Origin of the sequence: Neobacillus sp. PS3-40, from assembly GCF_030915485.1 — a bacterium.
GTDB lineage: Bacteria > Bacillota > Bacilli > Bacillales > Cytobacillaceae > JAUZPL01.
Genome location: NZ_CP133266.1, coordinates 1,928,771 through 1,951,443, shown reverse-complemented (window position 1 = coordinate 1,951,443; position 22,673 = coordinate 1,928,771). Strand labels below are relative to the sequence as shown.

The following is a 22,673-nucleotide window of genomic DNA, read 5'->3' as shown; positions in this document are numbered from 1 at the left end:
GATGTAAACATGGAGATTAAATGTGAGAAAAATAAAGGGTATATGTTTAGTCCTAAAATCGTAAAGGAAGGTAATGAAACGACAACTATTTATAATGGTATCTCTTTAGGTACTATTTATAGAGTTTGCGGTACTATGCTTTACGAAGAAGGCGTATATTATCTCATTTATGATGATTTTGAAATGCCAAATTGGTATCTAGCAGATTTGTTTACTGTGACATCTAGTTCACTTCCTGAACAATGGTACTTTAAATATTATGGACAAAGTGAAAACTTAAGTGCTATATGGGGATATTATGAATTAGTGAATGTAGATAAACATTTTGATGGATTAGGTGAGCAGGAACAAGAAGAAATAGAAATATTTCTTAAGAGAAAAAATGAAATGTACAAATAATAGTGTTTTATATTGTGGCGGCTATCGTAATGATAGCCGTCCTTTTTAGAGTACAGAGTGCCGAATAAATAGCTTATTGCTTACAGGACAGAGATAACCTTTATAATCCCTATATAGTGTTTTGCAAAATTAAATAGACGTACAACACCTTTAAAACGTATGACCTATTTAATGTATTCTACCTGATGATATTAATCATAATATCATTAGTTACCACCATTTTTATTCTCAAATACGATACCTTCGCTTTCTCCCTGCCTTTTAAATTTTTTCGCAACTTTTACGTACATAGAACGATTACTAGAGCAAGAGGACTACTCCACCTCGATTAACTCCTGAATGTCAATGTTTAACACTTTGCAAAATAGACCAAAATACGGAATGGTCAAGTTGACAAAGCTTGGGGAGAAGCAAAGGACATCGATGGAAAAGTATATGATCCAAATACAGAGGAAGAATTGATTGGGGATAAAAGTAAGTCAAGAAATGGTCAATGGGATATGGGACATACACCTGAAAATAAATATAGTGAATGGCATGAAAAATATATTAAAGGTGAAATAACGAAAGAAGAATTTTTAGATTGGTATAGGAATCCCAAAAATTATAAGCCAGAAAATCCTTTTGCAAGCAGAAGTCATAAATATGAATAATGAAGCAAGGAGATGGAGTAAAATGCCAACAGAGAATGCAGATATTTTTTACTTTAGCTAAGTTTGGTGACCTTGAAAAATTTAAGGGCAATTTTGATATTGATCTAATGAATAAAAAAAATAGTAATGGTTCTGGATTGTTACATTACGCTATTTCAGGAAATAAGTTTGATATTGCTTCTTTTCTAATAGACAAAGGTATTGATGTAAATATGACCAATGTCGATTGCCAAACAGCATTACATCTTATTTGTGTGAATCAAGATTTAAAAGTTGCTAAGGAACTGTTACAAAGAGGTATAGGTATAAACATAAAAGATAAATATGGTAATAATGCATTGTGGACTGCTGTATTTAATTATAAAGGAAAAAATTATGAAATGGTTGAGCTACTAATGAATTACCATCCGGATATTTTAAATAATAATAATGCCGGAAGGTCACCTTTGGATTTTGCAGAGCAAGTAGTTAATGAGAGATTAATAAATATATTGTTGGAAAGGAAATAATATAGGTTTACTTTACCTTGATTGGCTTTTAGCCTTTCAAGGTTTTTTATAATTTTAAAAAAGTTTATTGTTAAATATAAACCAATTTTTGAATCAAGAGTCCATGATGGTAAGCAAAAGCATGAGATTGGTTTTGTAACAAAGATATAAAAACTACGCACTTACTACTTGATTTATTTTTTACACGAGAATGACAAAGTGGGTAAAAACAACAATAATGTGTTAGAAAATTGAGACTCCATGAAGGTAGTACCATCATGGTATATACGAGTTCAACTCAAGGATAAGCTCGAGATGGATATAGCTTGAAATATCAAGAAGATTAAATTAAGGCAATAGGGATACAGGGATAGGTACCTTGTACCAATAATTAAAAAACGAACATTATTTTTAAGCCATAATTTAAGCTTATCGGCTAATTCATTTCTAGCATTGTCAGATAAGTGATGGAAATCATTGATAATTATTATATTGAATTTTACTTATATCTGTATGAAGTAAACCAATAGTGAGTTCAAAATCAGGAGAAGTTTTACTTCATTATAAAGGTAAATAAGTTTAATAGGGAATAAATGGTTCCAAAATTTCAAAAAATATGTATAATTGGAAATAAAGGTACATCTGGGGAAATCCAGTGCCACAAAGCTATAGGGGCTAAAGAAACATTTTCTATGCTAGCCAGCTGCCGTTTCCAAGAAAATATCTAACTGGGAATCTGCTCTTTTATGGTCCTGTAATGATAAGGAAGTAAGAAACAGTTGTGACGGTAAGCAGGTAAAAGTGTCTTTTCATGGAATAAGCCCTGATTTTGTACCATGTCAAACCAACAAAAATGAAAAGGAGCAATACCATGAAGAAATTAATTACCTTATTTTTTGCTTTATTGTTAACAGCTGTAACATTTTCTCCATCCCATAGTGCAGCAAGTACTTTTAGTAAAAATCCTTTTAGTACTGATGCTGAGTTGTATATCTATACGGGAGAAGCAAATGCCAATATTTTAAAAAAGGAAATTACAATTGAATATACAAAAACAATAAAAAAACCAAACAATTTAAATTTCACTGTACTTAAAGAGTGTATTGCTAAAGGTAAAAATGCACTTCCAAAAGTTAAAAATAAAACGCTAAGGAACAGCCTCCAAGCTAAATTAAATGTAGAAGAAACGATTTTTACCCATACCCAAGCATATATTGATGCAATATCTTCAGGTGAACATTTGGCGAAGACGACTGCAGAGTTCAAGAGACTTTATAATGAAGATCCGTTAAGTGATACTACTGAAAAGGCTTATCATACTCTTTCATATGAAATTAATAAACAAGCAAAGTTGTTGTATAAGGTTGATGGAAAATCCACACGTGATGCCATTCTAAAAAAGTATAAAGCTCCAGCTGAAGCTATCAAAAAAGAAAAAATTCAGGTTATAACAGTTAAAATGTCCATAGATAAGCTATACAACCTTTCAGATAGTGATGCAAGTAATGGAGTTTTAGAAAAACATATTCAACTAATCGAAAAGCAAATGGAATCTATTAAAGATACTAACGTAAAGAACCAAATAAAGGCCCTAATTGCTAAATTTATGGATGCTTCAGCAATATATCAATTAATGCTTGAAGATGTTAAATATTTTAATGAAGAAAATATAGATGAGTTATTAAAAAACTATTCTATGGAGGCATCTCAATTAGAGAATCAAAAATCAACCCTTTCTCAATTTTTCTCAAATTATAATGTTACCGCAGAATTACAGGATATAAAACTAGAAGAATTGAATACCGATGATGCAATAGTAGTAACTGTTTATAAATATACAAAGACCGATGTTTCTGACTTTAAAGATAATGTTACTACTTCCCGTCAAAATTTAATAAAAGTAAATGGGGAATGGAAGTTTAGCGGAGCAGAAGTGACATCAGTAGACTATAATAAGTAAAATTATTGTAAATCACACTAATTGTCCTGTAGAGGGTTCTCTCTACAGGATCTTTCTATTATTGAGAACATCTTAATACTATTTTTTGTTAATTTTACATAATCCATTGCCCATTCAGGACGTAATTTTTGTTGATACAAGTTACACGTGAGAATAGTGTATGAACGAAAGGAGACCGCATTTAAGGTTGAATCTCTGGTAGCTTTTATTGCCTTTCCAACCAATTCATAAATCTTATATGGAGCAAGGCCAACAAGATATATAACCCCATCCAGTACTCAAGCAAATTTATTCCAAAGAAGTTTCAAAAAAAAAACAAGCCGCCATTTTAATTTAGAATGGTAGCTTGTTTTTGTTAGTTATTCAATTTTTAATTAAACTGCTGGTACTGTTGGTGTTGCAGTCGGATCAGTGGTCCCTGCTGTCGGATCAGTAGTGCCAGTTGTTGGGTCAGTAGTCCCAGTTGGAGTTGTTGTATCTCCAGGTGTTGTTGTTTCGCCAGTTCCATCATCTGATTTTGGAGCAGAAGCTTCAACTGCTAATGCTTTAACACGATCAATCTCATCCAAAGCTAATTGTTGAAGTTCTTGCGATTTTGCCACTAATGCATCGATTTCTGTTACTGATTTGTATTTTTTCTTATTTGATGAGAGTTGCTTGTCAATAGCTTGAAGTTTATTAATCTCAGCATTAAGTTTTCCTTTAAAACTATTATATTTAGAATCGGCAACCTTTTTACTTAAATCTTTATCTGTAGTTCCATCTTCACTTACACCAAAGTATGAATTGATTGAATGAGTAATATTTTTTATTGCAGTTTCACTAGAAGTTAGGCGCTTTTCAACTGCTGTTCCAGCCTTAGAGGTAATAGTGTCCTTTTTCTTTGTTTCTTTTTTGCTTGTACCTTTTTTATTTTCAGTTTTGCCTGTTTGTTCTTCTACCGACTTCTTATCACTAGAAATAGTTTTTTGTTCATCAACCTTTTTATCCAAAATAGGTTGTGCTTGTTTTTTCTGATCAGCTGTTCCTTTGTCAGGACCTTTTGCGCTTGCAAAAGAAGCTGTACCCAAGATCAGGGCAAATGCAAATAAACCCGTTAAAACTTTTGTACCTAATTTTGTCTTCATTTCTTTTCCTCCTTTTATGGTAGGGCAGCTGGCTGGCATAGATAAAATCCTTAGCCCCGATAGCTTTGTGACACCAGGTTTCCCTGATTGTACCTTTATAACTATATTACTCTATTTTAAATTGATTTGTTAATAGGAAAGTAGTCCTGTTTAGTAGTTTTTAACAGAATTATTCAGAAATTTATTTTTCATATCTACTAAAATAAGTTATTCACCCATAGACAAACATACTTCGTTAAAAAGAGAGGTGCATTTGTTTGCTACTTTTACATGATTCATATTGCCTTTCTACTCAACACAAAAAATGTTATTCAGTTCGTTAGAGGACAAGGGGCCTGTCTTTCTTGCCATAAGATAAGAATAAATTGGTAATAAAATAACCATTATTTGGAGTCTTATGGAAATGATTAATTACGAGTATACTTTTAAATGTAAGACTAATAGATTCTGAATATTTGTGAAGTATAAAGATATCTAGATTTTATTTTTTATTTTGAGAGGGGAACACATACTTATGAAAAAGAAAGCTATTAAAATTGCTGCAGCTTCTGCAGTTGCTGCTTCAGCATTCGTTGCAGCTGCACCATTACAATCAAACGCAGCTAGCAGTGTAGTTACAACTGTCGATCAAGCTGTTATGCAAATGCAAAAAGCATACCATACATATGGAGATGTAACTGCAACAGGTAATTTTGCTGACATTAATGCTGTTTACAAACAGTACAACGTAGCAAAAGCTGCTTATACAAATGCAAAGGCTATCGTTATTAAAGCTGGTGGAACACAAAAAGATGTTTATCTTGCTAAGTTAGATTCTAACTACAAAACATACCTAACTGACCGCGTTGTTCCTTACATCGACGCATACAACTATGCAGTTCAAAATCTTAAAGCTAACGAAGAAGCTCTTCAAACTGCAATTGATGCTAAAAACATGGCTGATGTTCAAAAATATTACAATGAAATCTCTTATCAATTAAAAGTAAGAACTGTTATCTTAGACCGCGTATATGGTCAATCAACACGTGAACTTCTTCGTTCATCATTCAAAGCTGACGCTCAGGCACTTCGCGATGTAATGCAGTTTGATGTAACAGTTGCTGCAAAAGTAAACGCTGTAAAAGCTGCAATTGCTGCTGGTAATTTAGATGTAGCAAAAGCTGCTGTTGATCAAATTAATAAATTCTTACCATCCGTTACTGCAACTTTCAAAGCTGATTTAACAGCTAAAGCTACTGCTGCAGTTGCTGCTTATGAAGCTACTAAAACTCCGATGGTTGAAAAAGTTAGTGCAATTAACACTAAAACTATCGTTGTTAAATTCAATACTGAATTAACATCTGATGCTACTGTAGCAAATGATGCTTCTGAAACAGTATTATATTCTTTAGATGGTGTAAACCCAACTTCTGCTGTTCTTTCCGAAGATAAGAAATCAGTAACTCTAACATTTGCTGGAGATGTAGAAGGAAATGACCAAGTTGTTGTTGTAAATCCAATTGCAACTCCTAAGAAAGATGCAGACGGAAATGTAGTTAAAACTGAAAAATACAGTCAAGTATTTTCTTATACTGATGAAGTTAAACCAGAAGTTGTAGGTACTTCATATGCAAATGGAAAAATTACTCTTGAATTTTCAGAACCAGTTGGTCAATTACCAACAGTTGTCCGTGTAAACGGTACTCCTGTTACAGCTATTGCCCAAGGTGATGCTACAAATAAAGTGGATGTAACTTACAATTTAGCTGATAGCGCAACTGCAACTTTATATGTTGCTGGTGCAAAAGATGCATCTGTTGCTGCAAATGAAATGGCACTTTATAACGGTACTGTTATTGCTCCATCTGCTGATAAAGCTAAACCACAAGTTGTTGGTGTACAAGTAACTGGACAAAACACTGCAAAAGTAACGCTTAGCGAAGCAATTACTTCATCAACTGTTGCTGCTACATTACAAACAGGTGCAACTCAAACTCCTGTAACATTGACTAAAGATGTAACTGATACAACTGGAAAAACATATACTTTAACTGTTGCTGGATTATTCACTTCTGGTACTTCAACAAGTGAGTCATTTACGTTATATGTTGCAGCAGGTGCTATGACTGATACTGCAACTCCTGGAAATACGAATGACCTATTCAACACTAGTGTAACTTTTAATAAAGATGTTACAGCTCCAGCTTTTGTTTCATCTCAAGTTTCTTCTGATAATAAAAAATTAGAATTTAAATTTGATGAAAACTTAACTGTTGCTGGCTCAACTGCAAATATTGTTATTAAAAATACTGATGGAGTGAAAATTCCTGTTGTTGATGCTGAGACAGCTTTAAAAACTGACGATGTTAAAACATACCAGGTTGATACAAAAGCTACTGATGTTGTTCTTGATGCAGGAACTTATACAGTTTCTATCCCAGCCGGTTTCTTCACAGATGCATATGGTAATAAATCAGCTGCTGTAACTTCAACATTCACTGTTGGTGCTCCAACAACAAGTGCTGATACAACAAAACCAACTGCTGCTGTAACAAATGCAGGAACAAATGTATTTGAAGTAGCATATAACGAAGAAGTTTCTTCATCAGCATTGAATCTTGCAAACTACAAATTAGATGGTAAATCTTTACCTGTAGGAACTGAAATTTATTTCACTAGCACAGCTAAAACAACTGTAGATATTGTACTTCCAGCTAACTCAATCAACATTGGTAACCAAATTACTGGTGCAAGTGCAGTCCTTACAGTTTCTGGTGTAGCTGATAAAGTAGGAAATGTTATCAATACAGCTAACTCTGATGTAGTTGTTAAAGATAACACATCTGCTACTGTTACAAATGTACAAGTATTAGGTACTGATGTATATGTAACTTTCAATGAAGATGTGACTGTTCCAGCTACAACAAACGCTCTTGATGCTTTTGCTGTAACTGTAAATGGTAATGCATTAACGGCTGCTGATGTTAGTGATCTTGTGGCTGTATCTGGAAATACTAAACAAGTTAAATTCTCATTAGTTAATGCTCCAGCTGCTACTCCAGTAGTAACAGTTAAAGCTACTCAATTGGTATTAACAGATGCTAACGGTGCTTTAGTAAAATAATTTTTGAACAATGCTTTAGACCTATTACATTATGTGATAGGTCTTTTCTTATATGCTTATATTGCTATTTAACCGGAATTGAGACTATACATGGTAGCAGTTATAAAAGATCTACAATTTACCTTCTAAAAGCTAAGAAAACCACTCTGTGAAAAAGAGTGGTTTTCCTATTATTAAAATTTATTTGTAGAATATATTGGGAAGAAGGAAAGGTTTCAGCGACCGTAATTCCGTTCTACTGTTATAGATTCACATAACCATTTTTATTTTTATCAAAAAGAATGTAAAGCCCGCCGCCGACTTCCATCCTTTTATCTTTTAGATTATAGACTCTAAACTGTTGACCCTTTGTCAGTGTCTTAACTATTTCACCTGAAGCGTTAAACAAGGTGCTATCAGAAGTAACAGTGACGATCCCTTTATAAAGGGAAAGATGTGGATCTTTTTTTATAAAATAACCGCCGCCAACATTATAGGCAGTATCATCATAGCTATACACTCTAATGGTTTCTCCTACTGTTAGGTTGCGATGTTTCGTCCCGTCAGGCTTGTATAATACTCCTAGATTATCAGGAATATACAGTCTTCCGATGAACACATTCATTTTACTGCTATCAGCTTTAACGATATAGTTGCCGCCAAGATTATAATTGTTTCCTAGAGTTCCATAAATCTTATAGGAGTAGCCTCGTTTGAGAATTCTAGAGACTTGGCCAGCAGGGCTCAATAATGGGCGATCATATTTCAAAGATAAGGTGGCGATAGGCAAATCGTGTGTGACGTCATTGTCAACATTTGGGATCGTTAGCTGGATCGCTTTCATTTCGTTGTAAATAGCGAGAATACTTTCACCGTAGAAATCTCCGGGAACTGCCCATTTGCCATTTAGATCTGTCCAATAGGGAGCGATTCCCCTTTTTACATAATCAAATCGGGGATCTACTTTTTCTGATAGCAATGGATCCATATTTGCATATGCTTTCAGATGTTGGATTTGAGCACGCACTCCTTCTTCAGGAGTTGTAAAATAGGCTCCCTGAAAGCCCCCGCCTACTGCACCAATTCCTGCATAGTTATTTTGCTCAGGTAAAACATCCTTGCCAAAAGCAAAATAGCCCGTTTCATGAACAGCCTGTGCAAAGGCAATATCTCCTCTTATCCCTTCAATGCGACCAAGAGAAAGATACAAATCTGCTAATCTGTAAATATTTACTCCTATTAATTTTGGATTCTCATTATGTAATAGTACGTAATCTCCTATTTGCTTTGAGGTTAATGTAGAAGCCCCTGAAATAGGCACTGGGTTTGATTCAGCAAAAGCATTTTCTTGTGAAAATAGATCGATTCCTGTGGTAACTAACACAAATGCAATAATTGTAATAAAAATTTTTTTCATGTACGTATATGCTCCTTAAAATTGGATGCCTCTATTATACTACTTTTTAGAATAGCTCATTGCTAAAGAGTAAGGATCTAGGAGCTTTGATTTCATAGAATTCTATATATTTACAAGGAATAGCTTGGAAAATGCTAGATTATTTTACCTACTTTGAGTTAAAATGGAAACATTCTAGAGAAAAAGGGGAAAAAGTATGATTAATGTTAAAAAATTTCGATTTTTAGTTTTATTATCAGTAATGGTATTTAGTATGTTTTATACATCATCCTCCGTTTTAGCAGCAGATAATACATTTAAACTTAAAGAACAAAAAGCAACTATCCATATTGGAGATGTGAAAAATCTCCAAGTTATTACATCAAGTATAAATAAAAAAAAGGTTTTATGGCAGTCTAGTAATTCTAAAATTGCCACAGTTGATAAAACAGGAAATGTTAAAGGTATAACTACTGGTGCTGCTAAGATAACAGCTTATATTCCTAAAACCAAACTCAAAGTGGTCGCTACAATTACAGTAGTTGAAAGAGTTTACGATTCAAAAGGAATATTTAAAAAGGTGAATCCAAGTATTGTTTATATTGAGCTATATAATCAGCATAATCAGCTAGTTAGTTCGGGTAGTGGTATTATCATAAGCAAAGATGGTAAGATTGCGACCAATTTACATGTAATCAATGATATAAGTTTAGGACAATATGTAAAAATTAAATTATCAGATGGAAAATCTTATAAAACAAGCAAGGTACTAGGCTATGATGAAAAAGAAGATTTAGCGATAGTAAAGATAGATGGTCCAAATAATTTGTCTGTGGCTGAATTGGGTGATTCAACTAAAATTTCAACCGGTGAAAAGGTCTATGCCTTAGGGAGCCCTCTTGGAATTCAAAACACCATGACTGAAGGGATTATTAGTAATACCTCGATTCCAGTAGAAAAGGTGACAAGAATTCAAACAAGTGCACCAATTTCTCCCGGAAATAGTGGAGGAGCGCTTGTTAACCAAAATGGGAAAGTGATAGGTGTTGTAGTAGCAAGCCTTATAGATGGTCAAAATATGAATTTGGCTATTCCTATTAATAAATTAAAAGCATTAAAAACGAATAATAACACAAATTTACTAGACTTGAATCGTAAGATATACCCTCCGCTTAGTGGAAAAGGAGAGGTTGATGAGCAAGAAGATAATGGATATCTAGATAATGCTGACCCTCTTGTAAACTTAGAAAATGATATTTATGGAAGCGTATCTGATATAAATGATATGGATCTATTTATGATCAATTTAACTGAAAATAAAACGATTTCAGTTACTGCTACTACTGAAGATGCAAGCTTAAGTAGTGATCTTGGCGTAACCCTCTATGACAAGGATGGGAACGAGATTATTACATCAGATAATAACTTCTCAAATGCTGATAATTGTTATTTTAGTGAACTAGACAAGGATCTAAGTCCAGGTACTTATTACGTAGGGTTTTATGCATACTCAGATAGTAAACTAAGTTGGAATAAAAATAATTATATGGGATATGTTGAATTCAAATAGAGTATCTATAATCCAGGGGAAACTGCCTGTACTACCCAATAGATGACCAACAAATGCTTGGAATGTTGAAAGGCCCTGTAGAGAGAAAATACTACAGGGCTTTTCCTTTTTGTTAACATTCCATGGCTTATAGCCAGCCTCTGTCTTTGACACCTTTTGTAGTAATTGAATTGGAATTGTCGAAGATTGTATTAAATCAAACGTTTGATTTAATAGAGATAATTGCTTGATTTAATAACGATTTATTACCAATTTGTCCTGAGAAATTTAGGGTATAATGTCTTTCAAATCATATTTCTGTTGAGCCGTCAGCAAGCCGATTCATTCCGAATCTTTTGTTTCTATCTATCCATCCAAATGCCTTAATTATAGTAGATGTGGCTAATTTTGATTTCTCTGAATTCCTTCAATTACCAGTACGATTCCAAAGTTAATACCAAATATGGATTTTTTTTCAAAATAATACCGCTCTATATAACTATTATTATGGTATAATAGAAAATATTTTCCTTTTATGGCGCTTTAGTAGACTTTGAGCGTTTATTTTTTTTGAGGAAGTTTTATGATGAAAAACAATCTTTGGAGTGATGCAGCTTGAAACGAATGATGTATTTATTTATGACGGCATTAATTATATTTTCATTACTACCAATGAGTGCAAATGCAGATGTAGATGCAAGCTGTCAGGGAATTAAACTTGGGCAACAGATTAATTGGGATGGAGTTTCAATGTCTTCTGGACAGATTGGCAAGCTGTCTATTGTGAAGGATACACCACTTTATCATTTTGTCGGTAGTAATCCTATTCAAGAAAAACTATTATCACAGGGGAATACATACCGAATTTATACTTTTAAGGAGGATTATTTGGGGGTAGGCGGCGGCTATTATGTAAAACGTGACTCCTTGATAAGCTATAAAACTCCTTCAAAACAAAAATTACAGGATCTCGCATGTTCGAATGGCACTTCTAAGGATGATGATGATCAGGGTAACGGAGTGCCGACCACTCCTACAATTCCTGCGATTCAGCCTAAAGATTTAGGACCTCAGGTGTTCAATCTTAGTACGATGGCATCTAAGGCGGGTATGGATCAGAACGGGAATGCTTATTTATATGTAATTCTTCACGGAACACCTGCCTCACTTGCAGTGGTTGATTTGAATACGAACCAAGTTCGAGGCGTTTATCCATTGCAAAACTCCACAAGTGCATGGGGGCTTGATGTTGATCGAGATGGAACTCTCTGGATCGGTGGGACCACGAGAGGTGAGTTATATAGCTATAATCCGAATACAGATCAGCTTAAAGACTTTGGAGATATGATGGAGAATCAATCCGACACCTCGATTCAGGATTTAACGGTTAATGATCAATATGTATATGGGTCAACTGCCTATGGAGCAAACGTTTTTGTTTTTAATAAAAAAACAGAGAAAAAGGAGCGTACCTTGTCGACGGTTGTTGGGAAGAGTTATGCAAAGTCCTTAGTTGTTGATCCAAATAATCAGTATTTGTATGTAAGCAGCGGCCCAACGGAAGATCTATTAATTTGGGACCTAAATAATAATTTCAAAGTCACATTGCCAACAGAAAACTATCAAAGTGAATCATATGTAGAGAAAATGAAACTGATTGACAACTATTTAGCCGTCAAATTTTATCCATCCCATAAGGGTAATATTTATAGTTTTTCAACGGGAGCATTTCTAAATGAATTTGATGTTGATTCACGAGGGTTTTCGCCAAAAGATGAGCAAACAAATGAATTTTATTATACCTATCAAGGGAATTTTTACGGTTACGACCTGAATAACGGCACAAGTAGAAATACAAATGCGTCCCTTCCAGGTAAAGCTAATGCGTTGTCTCTTGATTTTATAAATCTAAAAGATGATCCATCCCAATCTATTTTAACAGGCTTAATCGATAACAATGGAACCTATTATCTTTATAACCCAGTCACAAATCAATTGAAAATAAAAAAAGCTACGTTTCCAACGCAACCAGTAAATTTATATTCAATCTTTTCTGATCCTGATAAAAAGTACATATATGTAAATGGATATATGACAGGTGGGCTTACTCAATATGATACGGTTAAGAAGAAAAGCATCCAATTGAGTGGGATTAATCAATTAGAAAGTGCCATTTTTGTAAATGGAAAAATATATGCTGGGGGCTATCCAAGGGCAAGATTATTGGAAGTAAGCCCGAACGAACCATGGAACCAAACATCCGTTAAAGAGTTGATTTCTCTGGATAAATTAGGCCAAGAAAGAATACCAGCTTTAACAAGCTACAATAATCATCTTTTCGCAGGTACATATCCACAAACCTCTACAAAAGGTGGACTTTTACTAGATTACGATTTAACTACAAATCAATACCAGGCATATGAGGATTATATTCCTAATCAAAGTATCATTACGTTACTTCCTGATGATACAAAAATATATGGGGGATCCTCGATTCATGCTAACTATCAAAAAGCAAATGATGGTGCAAAATTCTTTCGATTTGATCCACAGAATCCTAGTGAAAAAGAATTGATTCCATTACCAATCGTCAATGCTTCATTGGTAATGTCCTTAATAAAAGGGCCGGATGGGAATATATGGGGCGCGGCGGATGGCACCATTTTTTCTTATGATCCGGTAAATAATTCATTCAGAACAGTTAAAATGCTGAATGGAATCTCGGGACGTTTTGGCAACGCGAAGCTACTAGTAGGTAAGGATGGCTTTATTTATGGAACAATCGAAGGTCGACTATTCAAACTAAATCCTGCTGACATGAGCTATAAGAACCTACTTGAAAGCGGAGCATACAATGTAGAACAAGATGCCCAAGGAAACCTTTACTATAAAAATTTAGCTAACTTTTATATGTATCCAGTTAAGTAGGGTGCCAGGCACCATCCAGTAAATTTCCAATAGAAAAACGAACCTCATTAGAGAGGTTCGTTTTTCTATTGGTATTATTCCTCGTATGCTCTATCAATGGAAAGAATCTTATACGGTTGGGCCGAATCAATAGCTTTTATTAGTGTAACGGTATACGTGTTGTTCCCATCCATTTCATTATAAACAAATTCAGAAATCCTAATGTATTTATATTTACCAGCCCTCAAATAGCTTACTTTTGTATCGCTACTCCAACTAAAATCTGTAAGGAACATAAACATATTATCAGTTGGTAGAATCGTATTATACAAGAGCCCACTTTTCCCTATGCCATAAAACTCCATTCTTTCAGAAAAAAATGTATCAATGAATCCATTGGTAAAATACTTGTTTAATGCCTTGGAAACAGCTGTTTTAGAATAAGGATTCCAACAACAGAGTTTACCTTGAGTTGCACTTGCGTTATTTAGTAGGACATGTACTTGGGTTCGACTTGGCTCTGGAGTCGATGCACTTGCTGTCGTTAAAAAAGAGAATAATAGGATCATTACGAAAAAAGCACTAAATAGCCTTTTCATTTATCAGTACCCCACCTTTTTTCTTCATTACTATTATCTTATTTTTTGTTATCCTATTTTATTCTTGTTTTTTGAGATACTCAGTGTGGGGTATAGTTACTTTGTTGTCGGTTTATGTAAAAGTTTATAAGAATATGTCAAAAGTAGTAGTTGGTCAAACGTTTGATCTAATAGAAGAAATACCTTAGTATAATGGGGTTCGATTAAGATTTGGATTAAAAAAATGGGGGAAAATTGTAACGGGTTTACTTTTAATGGAGTTTATTTCTAAACAAGGTAACTCACCAGGTTAATAAAAATTTTAGAGGGTAAGAATTTGTTGTGCTTTATCATGTGAATGGATACGAGGAAAATATTACTACAACTTTAATACTCTTTTTCAATCTAATTTCCAGTTGCTTTAAGGGGTGAAGGCCCAAACTCTGTTGAGCAACAAGAAAAAGGTCCTTCATCAAGGCAATGAAGGCCCAAACTCTGTTGAGCAACAAGAAAAAGGTCCTTCATCAAGGCAATGAAGGCCCAAACTCTGTTGAGCAACAAGAAAAGGTCCTTCATCAAGGCAATGAAGGCCCAAACTCTGTTGAGCAACAAGAAAAAGGTCCTTCATCAAGGCGATGAAGGCCCAAACTTGGTTGAGCAACAAGAAAAAGGTCCTTCATCAAGGCTATGAAGACCCAAAATTGGTTGAGCAACAAGAAAAAGGTCCTTCATCAAGGCTATGAAGGCCCAAACTTGGTTGAACAACAAGAAAAAGGCCTTCATCAAGGCTATGAAGGTCCAAAATCGGTTGAGCAACAAGAAAAAGGTCCTTCATCAAGGCAATGAAGGCCCAAACTCGGTCGAGCTACAAGAAAAAGTCCTTCATCAAGTCTAGGAAGGCCAAAATCTTATGTGAATTTTCCCGTGAATAGAATGGTGTGGAAAACATACGACTTCACAAGTTATTTGCAGTTTGGCACTCCATAAGTAAACCAATTGTCAGCTCTACAAACAACCTATTTCTACTGAAAAGAGCATCAAATAACCGCTCCTCCTACAATAGGAAGAACGGTTATATTCATACTTACACGTTATTTAGCTAATTCCAAATGTGTCCTCAATTCATTCTGAACCTTTGCCTTCTCCTCATCAGAGATAATTAAATAGTAGATTCCATCCATCATTGTTCCTTTGCCTTCAATCGCTAATTGTTCAATATTCTTACTGGCTTCTTTATAGTTTTTTTGTATATCCACCATTTCATCGAAAAGCAAATTGGTTTTAACATTACTGCTAAGTGCTGTAAAAATGGCGTTATATTTCGTAAGAGAAGTAAAGCTCGCTCCTTTATCAAGGACAGCTTGAATGATTTCACGCTGTCTCAATTGACGGCCAAAATCTCCACGAGGATCATCGTGCCTCATTCTAGAAAAATCTAATGCCTCTTGGCCATTAAGGGTTAGTTGTCCTTTGGGGAAATGGTTCCCATCATAATTAAAATTAATATCATTCGTTACGTTCACTCCACCAACAGCATCTACGATATCCCTAAATCCTTCCATATTAATTTTCATATAATAGTCAATTGGAATATTAAGGAAATTTTCAACTGTTTTTACAGACATGTCGACACCACCGAAGGCATAGGCATGATTTATTTTATCTTCTTTGCCTTTTCCAATAATATCAGTGCGAGTATCCCTAGGAATACTTAGCATTTTTACAGTGTTTAGGTTTGGATTAACAGTCAGAACAATCATTGTATCTGACCGACCACTGTCTCCTTTTCGCTCATCGACTCCAAGCATTAAAATAGAGAAGGGCTGTTTTCTCGTCAACGTCACTTGTTCAGGCCTTTTTTCGGACTTTTGTCGATCAATAGGTTGGTGCATTGTATCGACTGCTTTAGTTAACGATTTATAAACGGAGAAGCCATATACTCCAGCGCCAATTAGTACAAGTAAAAGTGAAATTCCTATTACTCGTAACAAGATTCGTTTTTTCTTTCTCATTTCAGCCCTCATGTAAAAATAAGCCTCCGATATTGACAAAGTTTGAATACTATAATATAGAATACCAAATTTCAAATTACTTGCCTATAATAAATTAGGACAATAGTCTACAAGTGTTCCATATATTTCAAGTTTAGAATTAAATGGTCACAATTCGACAAAAATTATAATTTACTAGATTACATTTTATGGAGGGTGCCTGTCACCTCTTAAAATTTTCCTTGGAAAAGATTGTATGGTATTATTGATTTGTTTCCTATTTTTAAAAAAATTCCACTATGAAAGGACGGATTTTTTTGGTAAAAAAGATGAATAAAGTGAAAGCGTTTGCAGGTTTTGCACTTGCATGCGGGTTGATTGTTCCTCAAGCAGCTCCTATTGTTACTTATGCAGATGTTGTAAATTCTAGTACTGTTAAGCTTCGTATTTTAGAAACCACCGATTTACATGACAACGTTATGGATTATGATTATTACAAGGATGCCCCAACCATTGACTACGGGCTTGATAGAACAGCTCAACTGATCAAGCAAGCAAGGGCGGATAAAATCAACTCAAATGATTCAAGCAGTCCAACATTTGAACAAAACTCTATGTTATTTGATGCGGGGGACTTATTACAAGGGAACCCGATGGCCGACTACGTGGCAAAGGTTAAGAAATTAGGACCTAAAGAAGTACATCCCATGTTTAAAGCGATGGGCCTATTAAAATATGATGCTGGTATTGTAGGAAACCACGAATTCAATTATGGCTTAGACTATTTAACGAACGCACTCCAAGAGGCCCCTTACAAAATCGTTAATGCAAACATTTACAAAGATGATCACGACAACAACCCTTCGAATGACAAAAATTATTTCAAACCATACGAAATCCTTAATAAAGTAGTAAAAGACCAGAATGGAAACGAACAAACCATAAAGATTGGGGTTATTGGGTTTGCACCACCGCAAATTATGCAGTGGGATAAAGACAATTTATCTGGAAAAGTGATTACAAAAGATATTGTTAAAACTGCCAATAAATTTATCCCTGAAATGAAGGCGGCTGGAGCTGACATTATTGTAGCAATAGCACACTCTGGTTGTGATATTGCAGCGGCAGGACAAGAGGATGCAGAAAATGCTGTGTACTCGTTAAGTAAAGTGGCAGGTGTTGATGCACTTCTTTTTGGACATGCTCACTTAAACTTCCCTGGTGATGGATCTTTTTCTGATAAAACAGGAATAGATAATGTTGATGGCCATATCAACAATGTTCCAGCTATGGAAGCTGGATTTTGGGGGAATAACTTAGGTGTAATGGACCTTGAATTGCAAAAGGTTAATGGTAAATGGGCTGTAGCAAGTTCTAAAGCTACTCTTAGACCACTTACTAAAACTCTTCCTGATAAAACGAAGGTATCGACTGTTGATGGTCCGGATCAGGCAATTGTTACTGCCGTAAAAGATGCTCATGAGGGTACACTTGCCTATGTTCGTGGAAAAATTGGTGTGACAACTTCACCGATGTACAGTTACTTTTCACGTGTGATGGACGACCCGACGATTCAGATTGTAAACAATGCACAATTAGATTACGTTGAGAAATGGATTAAAGCAAATCGCCCAGACCTTAAAAATATACCAATCATTTCAGCTGGAGCACCATTCAAAGCAGGCCGACAAGGAACGAGTGATTATACAAATATCACAAAAGGCAATCTTTCTATTAAGAGCGCAAATGACCTATATTTGTATAACAATACCCTTAAAGCTGTTGAGCTAACAGGTTCAGAGGTAAAAGAATGGTTAGAAATGTCTGCTTCTCAATTTAAGCAAATTGATCCAAACATTACAGACCCTCAAGAATTAATAGATTACGGGTTCCAACCGTACAATTTTGATGTAATTGATGGTGTAAGATATCAAATTGATGTGACAAAGCCAGCGAGATATAACTATACTTCTGGTGATGTTGCAAATGCTGATTCACACCGGATTATCAATTTTACCAATATGGATGGTACACCAATAAATCCAACTCAGAAATTTATTGTTGCAACAAATAACTACCGTGCAAGTGGCGGAGGAAACTTCCCTGGGACGAAGGGTGGAAAAGCAACGATTGTTGTTGACTCTCCATTTGAAAATCGTCAAATTTTAATGGATTATATCACGTCAAAAGGTACAGTAAATCCAACAGCGGATAATAACTGGGGAATCGCGCCAGTTAGTGATGATGCAAAATTAGTATTCAGATCCTCACCAGATGCAATTCCATTCGTATCAGACTCAAAAAATATTAAAGACATTGGTCCACAGGTAGTGAATGATGTAACATGGGAACAATACTCTTTCCATCCAAGTGCTTTAGAGATACCAAAAAAACCTGTATTTTGGAAAGGGAAACATTTGAAAAAAGGTCAAATCGGCCGAGTAACGATTACAGTTGATATTAACCTTTGGAAACTCGAAGGCAACAAGCTTGTATTCGTACGTGTCTTAAAAGCGGGTGAGTCTTTCCGTGTTTATAACTATACTGGCAACCATGGTGGCCAATATGGAGTAGGTGCTGATCACTTTATTACAAATTTAAAGGGTCATGTACAGTATGAAACCCCTTCAAAAGATAAACTAGCTCAAGCTAACGAATAATCATTCAAAAAGGCAGCAATCCTAATTTTAGGAATGCTGCCTTTTATATATTGCTATTTTACTAGGGTTTTAATTTGATAAAGAACAACATTATTTTAGTTACAAAATTTTATAAATAAATTAAATAGGTTTAAAACCCCATGAATAGTTGTTTCGCAAATGAAATAGGCGTTTTCGCAAAAGAAACTTGTTTTTTCGCAAATAAACCTGCTCGATACGCAAATAAAGGCAAACTATGCATATAGTTAAGCTTTTTTAGAGTGTGATTTTGACGAATTAGCAACCTAGCGGCTGAAAAATGGAGGTAATAAGTTAAATTAGGCACTTACTTTTAATGGGAATGGGAAAAAGCCCAGTTATACTGACTGGGCTCTTTAGATCTTCAACTATAAAAAACACTGGGATTTGTAGTTTGTAGATAGCAATTTCTTATTAGGTAACGGAACCCGTTATCTAGCGCAAAATCGCCAAAAACTAATTCCTCCCATTCGCCAAAACAGGCCCATTTTCAAAGATTTTTCCAATCCAATTATTTTCAAGTAAAAAGGTGGAGGTTTGCATGTCATTGAAAATGGAATCATAGCCTTTTTTGCATTTTTGGACATCTGTTGGCTTTTTCGTATGATTGTCGATGCAGGTTCCTAATTCAAAAACGCCTTGATGGGCGGCGATATAATCATAGTCATCTGAATAGAATGAATATCTTGTCGTTTCAAAAGCAAACCCAACGATTTGATGATAATCGGCATCAAGGGAAGTTCCGAGCTGAACGAGCGGCTCTTTGATTCCTAACAAAGCTGTTAAGGTAGGATAAATATCCATTTGACTGCCTACCCCTTCGTTTAAAACTCCTTTTTCCTCACCAGGATGATGGATCACTAATGGAATATTAAATCTAGTTTTCTCATTAAAATCTACATTTAGAAAATCTTTAATTTGTTTTTCATCAATTGGAAGCGGGCCATAATGGTCGCCATAAACAACAAGAATAGTATCGTCCCAAATTCCTTCTGCTTTTAATTGATCGATAAAATACCCCAGCGAATCATCAAAATAGTGAATGCTTTCCAAATAATTTCCGGTTGAAGTATTCTTCATTTTTTCAGGAAGCGGCAGGAGCTGATATTTTTCAGGAAGGACAAAGGGTCTGTGACTACTAAGTGAAATGATAAAGTTAAAGAAAGGCTTATTCTCTTTCTTGTATATCTGCGCCATCTGTCTAAAAATACTCCGATCAGAAATCCCTAATCCAATGATTTCATCCGCTACAATTTCTGGATCGCCTTTAGAATAAAATTTACTATATCCCTGTTTCTTGTATGCTTCTAAGCGGTTCCAAAACTCTGGTGAATTTCCGTGCGTGGCACTTGTCGAATAACCAAGATCATTTAAGACGTTGGCGAAGGAGAGATAGTCATTCTTCGGGAAGCCTTTATACGCCCCAACATACCCCATCGGATAAAGTGAATTATTTGCGACAAATTCAGCATCAGAGGTATTTCCCCGCCCAATTTGTAAATACGTATTTGGATAGTAGTGACTTGTTTGGATTAGTTTATTTAAATTCGGTGTTACTTCCTGCCCATCCACTTTCAGATTAATTGGAAAGGCATTCAACGCCTCGGTCTGAACCATAATGATATTTTTCCCTTTAAATTTTCCAAAGTAGGGGGATGATTTTTGAATCTCCTGCTTTTCTGTAAACTCCTTGCGAATGGAGGCTAGGTTATTCTCCTGTAAAAATGTCTGTTTGATATATGTTCGTTTATAAATATTCCATGAAAGGTCATATACATGTGCAGGTATTACGCCAGTAAGTGAAACTTTATATTGATCTGAATACGTAAACTGTAGGGAAAAATAGGAAATAGCAAATATAATCCCGGCCCCAACTGAAAATAACGAGACGCCGGCAATTTTTCCATTTTTAATAGGCCATTTTTTTAAAAAGAAAAACATCAAAAGAATAATAATAGGGATATCCATCAAGTACCATATATCTGAATGATAGATAAGTGAATAGATGGAATCCTTAATTTTGTGCAGTTGCTTTGCTTGGGAGAGCAGTTCAATCCGTAGGATCGCATGATAGTAGCGGTTATAGACAATGTCTGCATAGAAAAGAAAGGACGTGGATGTATATAAAATAACGGCTAGACTATAGCCGATCCATTTGAAACGAAAAAGCAGAAAACTAGCTACTAAAATACTAAAACCTAATGAGGAACAAAAGATGAGTAACCTATTTGGAGCAAGTTCAGTTTCGTGGACAAAGAATATGTTTTTTAACGTCCAAAGCAATGTCATTAAACTGATTAATAGAATAAAAAAATAGTTTTTCTTAAGGAGATTCACCAACTTATTTTGCACCTCATTTGGAAGGATAGTTTAGGTAAGCATAGCGGAACTCCTAAATGTAATAAGAATGATATGTAAATGATTTAAAAATTTAGACAATTTTAGTAATTTTACATAAAAAACTTCCAATTGTAAAGACAATTATTCAGAGTTTCTTTAGAAAATACTAAGTTATATTCAATTAAAAAATAAGCCGGAAATTGAAGGCGTTTCAAGTTTATTTTTAGAAGAAAAATTCTTATTGAAATGGTATATTAGTGAGAATAATAGTTAGGAAGAATAGAAGGGATTTATGATGCGAGTTTATAAACAAATATTTTTAGGTATCACTCTTGTCAGTATTTTATTTTTACTCACACCTGTCACATCAGCACATGCGGAGGAACTCTGCAGTAGTATTGGCCCTGAAACTGTGATCAAATGGGATTCAAGTGATTTAAAAGTTGCGCAAATTGGAAGATTAACCATTTTGAAAAATACACCTCTCTACAAATTGACTGGGGAGACAAAGGAAACATCGCGGGTTTTGAAAAAAGGGGAAACGTATCGCATATACGCATTTAAGCCTGGAAAACTTAGTGTTGGTGGAGGCTTGTTTGTTGATCGTGATGACAGAATTAACTATGAAACTCCTTCAAAGGTCAAGCTTGGACAGCAAACCTGTAAAAAGCAGGCGATTGAAAGTAGTCAAGCTAGCATTCAGTTGGATGAATTGAAAGGATCTGTTGAAGCCAAGCTTGGGAAAGAAAAGAGAACCTCTTTAAATGAGTACAACCTTAACTGGTACACCTACTATCAGCAGTACCATCATTTTTACATGGTAAGCTATTTGGATAATAAAGTAGCTGGTATGTTTACAATGGATGATCGTTATTATGTAAAAAATATTCATGTCGGTTCTACCAGTACTGATGTTAAAAATGCACTAGGCAACCCAATCAAAGGGATAGTGAAGGGAAATACGAATTACCTTCTTAACAACAGTAATGGCGTGCAGACTTTTGATCAAGCTGGTTTTTATATTACTATTTTTTACGATCTACACAATCAAGGAAAGGTAACAGGAATTCAAATCCTATCCAAATCAATGGAAAATAGAAAGGCTGCCCGTTTTGGTATCCCATCCAGTACACTGAAGCAAGCATTTGAAATGCAAATGTTTGATCTAATCAATGCAGCACGCGTGACTAACGGACTTTTAGCATTGGGATGGGATGAAAGGGAAAGAACAGCTGCTCGAAAGCATAGTCTTGATATGGCTGTAAATCACTTCTTTGATCATGTCAATTTAAAGGGTGAAGATCCGTTCGTTAGGATGAAAGCGGAAGGAATTTACTATCGGACAGCAGGTGAAAACATTGCGATGGGTTATTCTAGTAGTATTTTTGCCCATGAAGCTTTTATGAATTCGCTTGGGCATCGTGAAAATATATTAAACTCCGACTATACTTTTGTTGGGGTGGGGGAACAGTTTCAAGCTAACACGAATGTGCCTTATTTTACCCAAGATTTTTTCACTCCTTAA

The 22,673-nt window shown here is 35.0% G+C and carries 15 protein-coding genes and 2 riboswitches; of the genes, 10 read left to right on the top strand and 5 right to left on the bottom strand.

Translation table 11 applies throughout. The features are described 5' to 3' along the window. Window positions 1-9: 9 nt before the first annotated feature. From RCG20_RS09690 to RCG20_RS09675, 4 genes are all read left to right on the top strand, one after another. Window positions 10-399, top strand: coding sequence for a phosphoribosylaminoimidazole synthetase (locus RCG20_RS09690; RefSeq protein ID WP_308184029.1), 390 nt, complete (start codon window positions 10-12; stop codon window positions 397-399). Between the two features lie 458 nt (window positions 400-857). Further along, a complete protein-coding gene (locus RCG20_RS09685) occupies window positions 858-1,052 on the top strand; it encodes an HNH/ENDO VII family nuclease (protein ID WP_308184028.1) in 195 nt (64 codons plus the stop codon). Then, window positions 1,052-1,561 (top strand): ankyrin repeat domain-containing protein, encoded by a 510-nt coding sequence (locus RCG20_RS09680; protein WP_308184027.1) that lies wholly within the window; start codon window positions 1,052-1,054, stop codon window positions 1,559-1,561. The genes RCG20_RS09685 and RCG20_RS09680 overlap by 1 nt, the downstream gene beginning before the upstream one ends. Before the next feature lie 604 nt (window positions 1,562-2,165). Then, window positions 2,166-2,251, top strand: a riboswitch (cyclic di-GMP riboswitch). A 160-nt stretch (window positions 2,252-2,411) separates the two neighbouring features. Further along, window positions 2,412-3,500: a hypothetical protein gene (locus RCG20_RS09675; protein ID WP_308184026.1), complete on the top strand. Its 1,089-nt coding sequence runs from the start codon at window positions 2,412-2,414 to the stop codon at window positions 3,498-3,500. Between the two features lie 374 nt (window positions 3,501-3,874). On the opposite strand, the gene RCG20_RS09670 is transcribed toward RCG20_RS09675, so the two are convergent. Continuing rightward, window positions 3,875-4,627 (bottom strand): hypothetical protein, encoded by a 753-nt coding sequence (locus tag RCG20_RS09670; protein WP_308184025.1) that lies wholly within the window; start codon window positions 4,625-4,627, stop codon window positions 3,875-3,877. 20 nt (window positions 4,628-4,647) lie between these two features. After that, window positions 4,648-4,731, bottom strand: a riboswitch (cyclic di-GMP riboswitch). A 410-nt stretch (window positions 4,732-5,141) separates the two neighbouring features. Here RCG20_RS09670 and RCG20_RS09665 point away from each other — a divergent pair. Continuing rightward, window positions 5,142-7,730, top strand: coding sequence for a hypothetical protein (locus RCG20_RS09665; RefSeq protein ID WP_308184024.1), 2,589 nt, complete (start codon window positions 5,142-5,144; stop codon window positions 7,728-7,730). A gap of 241 nt (window positions 7,731-7,971) precedes the next feature. Here RCG20_RS09665 and RCG20_RS09660 read toward each other — a convergent pair whose 3' ends face one another. After that, window positions 7,972-9,126, bottom strand: coding sequence for a glucosaminidase domain-containing protein (locus RCG20_RS09660; protein ID WP_308184023.1), 1,155 nt, complete (start codon window positions 9,124-9,126; stop codon window positions 7,972-7,974). 196 nt (window positions 9,127-9,322) lie between these two features. Between RCG20_RS09660 and RCG20_RS09655 the strand changes: the two genes are divergently transcribed. After that, on the top strand, window positions 9,323-10,675 hold the full coding sequence (locus tag RCG20_RS09655) for a trypsin-like peptidase domain-containing protein (protein ID WP_308184022.1): 1,353 nt from the start codon (window positions 9,323-9,325) through the stop codon (window positions 10,673-10,675). A 594-nt stretch (window positions 10,676-11,269) separates the two neighbouring features. Further along, complete coding sequence (locus RCG20_RS09650) at window positions 11,270-13,582, top strand: WD40 repeat domain-containing protein (RefSeq protein ID WP_308184021.1); 2,313 nt, start codon at window positions 11,270-11,272, stop codon at window positions 13,580-13,582. A 74-nt stretch (window positions 13,583-13,656) separates the two neighbouring features. On the opposite strand, the gene RCG20_RS09645 is transcribed toward RCG20_RS09650, so the two are convergent. Then, the gene (locus RCG20_RS09645) at window positions 13,657-14,160 is read right to left on the bottom strand and encodes a DUF3993 domain-containing protein (RefSeq protein WP_308184020.1); all 504 of its coding nucleotides are present in this window, start codon (window positions 14,158-14,160) and stop codon (window positions 13,657-13,659) included. A gap of 477 nt (window positions 14,161-14,637) precedes the next feature. Here RCG20_RS09645 and RCG20_RS09640 point away from each other — a divergent pair, with 477 nt between their 5' ends. Beyond that, window positions 14,638-14,778 (top strand): hypothetical protein, encoded by a 141-nt coding sequence (locus RCG20_RS09640; RefSeq protein WP_308184019.1) that lies wholly within the window; start codon window positions 14,638-14,640, stop codon window positions 14,776-14,778. Between the two features lie 452 nt (window positions 14,779-15,230). On the opposite strand, the gene RCG20_RS09635 is transcribed toward RCG20_RS09640, so the two are convergent. Beyond that, complete coding sequence (locus RCG20_RS09635; RefSeq protein WP_308184018.1) at window positions 15,231-16,163, bottom strand: polyisoprenyl-teichoic acid--peptidoglycan teichoic acid transferase TagU; 933 nt, start codon at window positions 16,161-16,163, stop codon at window positions 15,231-15,233. A 284-nt stretch (window positions 16,164-16,447) separates the two neighbouring features. Here RCG20_RS09635 and RCG20_RS09630 point away from each other — a divergent pair, with 284 nt between their 5' ends. Next, window positions 16,448-18,790, top strand: a complete 2,343-nt coding sequence (locus tag RCG20_RS09630) for a bifunctional 2',3'-cyclic-nucleotide 2'-phosphodiesterase/3'-nucleotidase (RefSeq protein WP_308184017.1) — start codon at window positions 16,448-16,450, stop codon at window positions 18,788-18,790. Between the two features lie 474 nt (window positions 18,791-19,264). On the opposite strand, the gene RCG20_RS09625 is transcribed toward RCG20_RS09630, so the two are convergent. Next, on the bottom strand, window positions 19,265-21,145 hold the full coding sequence (locus RCG20_RS09625; protein WP_308184316.1) for an LTA synthase family protein: 1,881 nt from the start codon (window positions 21,143-21,145) through the stop codon (window positions 19,265-19,267). Window positions 21,146-21,440: 295 nt separating this feature from the next. Here RCG20_RS09625 and RCG20_RS09620 point away from each other — a divergent pair, with 295 nt between their 5' ends. Further along, a complete protein-coding gene (locus tag RCG20_RS09620) occupies window positions 21,441-22,673 on the top strand; it encodes a CAP domain-containing protein (RefSeq protein WP_308184016.1) in 1,233 nt (410 codons plus the stop codon).